Annotated in this window: 1 protein-coding gene; it reads left to right on the plus strand. The window is 77.6% G+C overall.

Translation table 11 applies throughout. The annotated features are described in order from the left end of the window. Positions 1 to 160: 160 nt before the first annotated feature. Positions 161 to 1,862 (plus strand): M14 family metallopeptidase (locus tag GTR00_RS20010; RefSeq protein ID WP_166613297.1); only part of this gene is annotated, 1,702 nt, incomplete at its 3' end.

Consider the following 1,862-nt stretch of genomic DNA (forward strand, 5'->3'; position numbering starts at 1 on the left):
GTGCGGGGCAGCGCGGTGCGGGGCGGCGCGGTGCGGGGCGGCGCGGTGCGGGGCCGCGGGACGTGGCAGTCGCAGGGCGTTGACAGGCGTTGACAGGCGTCGCGCGGCGGGACGACCGTGGGCGCTCCGCTCGCCAGCCGGACCTCCCGTGGGGGACGCCATGCGCCGTCGCACCGTCACCGCGCTCTCCGCCCTCGCCCTTCTCGCGCCGCTGCTCGCCGGCGTCGCGCCGGCGCACGCGGGCCCGGCACCGGGAGCGGCACGCGCTGCGGGCGCCGACCGGCTCGCCGTGCACACCGGGGTGCTCGACGCCGCCGGGCTCGGCGCGCTGAGCGACCTGGGCCTGGACCGCCACGAGCTCGTCCTCACCGACCCCGGCCCCGGCGCCGCCCCCGGCTCCGTGCGCGTGGAGGCGGTGCTCAGCGGCGAGCAGGCGCGGCGGCTGGCCGCGCGCGGGGTGGACGTGGCCCCCGCCCCGGCGGCCGCGCCGCGGCGGGACACCCTGGCCGCCCCGGCCGCACCGGTCTTCCGCCGCTACGCCGGCCCCGGCGGCCTGGCCGAGGAGCTGCGCGAGCAGGTCGCCGAGCACCCCGGCCTCGCGCAGCTCGTGCCGTTCGGCCGCAGCGTGCGCGGCCAGGAGGTCCTCGCCGTGCGGGTCACCGCCGGCGCCGGCGAGGTCCCCGAGGGCAGCAGGCCCGCGACGGTGTACGTGGGCGCGCAGCACGCCCGGGAGTGGATCACCCCGGAGATGGTGCGCCGCCTGCTCGACCGGGTGCTGGACGGCCACGGCAGCGACCCGGCGACCACGGAGCTGCTGCGGGGCAGCGAGCTGTGGTTCGTGCCGGTGGCCAACCCGGACGGCTACGACTTCTCGTTCGAGGAGGGCCAGCGGCTGTGGCGCAAGAACCTGCGCGACAACGACGGCGACGGTGAGACCACCCCCGCCGACGGGGTCGACCTGAACCGCAACTTCCCCACCCGGTGGGGCTACGACGACGAGGGCTCCTCACCGGACCCGGCGAGCGAGACCTACCGCGGCCCCTCGCCGGCCTCGGAGCCGGAGACGCGGGCCCTGGACGAGCTCGTGGGGCGGATCACCCCGGAGTTCTTCGTGAACTACCACTCCGCCGCCGAGCTGCTGCTGCACGGCATCGGCTGGCAGGTGGCCACGCCCAGCCCGGACGACGTGCTCTACGAGGCGATGGTGGGCGACGACGCCGACCCCGCCGTGCCCGGGTACGACCCGGACCTGTCCGCCGAGCTGTACACCACCAACGGCGACACGGACTCCCACCTGCAGGAGGCGCACGGCACCCTGGGGTTCACCCCGGAGATGTCCACCTGCGCCGCGGCCGCCGCCTCCGTCGAGGGCGACGCGTGGGAGCCCGAGCAGTGCGGCAGCGGCTTCGAGTTCCCCGACGACGAGGCGCTGGTGCGCGCGGAGTTCGAGAAGAACGTCCCCTTCGCCCTCGCGGTGGCGCGCTCGGCGGCCGACCCGGACGACCCCGTCTCCGTGGTGGGGCGCACGGCCGAGGACTTCCGCCTCGACACGTTCTCGGTGTCGCACGGCGACCCGCAGACGGTGGCGGTCGTGGCCAAGCGCGCCCTGCGCGACGTGACGCTGAACTACCGCGTCGACGGCGGCCCGGTGCGCCGGGCGCCGGTCGCGGAGTGGGGCGGCGGGGAGCGCTACGGCGACGAGAACGACGACTACTACGCCGAGCTGCGCGGGCAGGTGCGCGGCGCCGGCCCGGGCCGGGCGGTGGAGGTGTGGTTCGAGGGGCGCCGCCACGGGAGCGGACCGCACGCGCTCGCCGCGGGCGGCGGGGAGCGCGTGCGGTCGGGGTCCTTCACGTACACCG

This window comes from Kineococcus indalonis (genome assembly GCF_009906395.1).
Taxonomy (GTDB): Bacteria; Actinomycetota; Actinomycetes; order Actinomycetales; family Kineococcaceae; genus Kineococcus; species Kineococcus indalonis.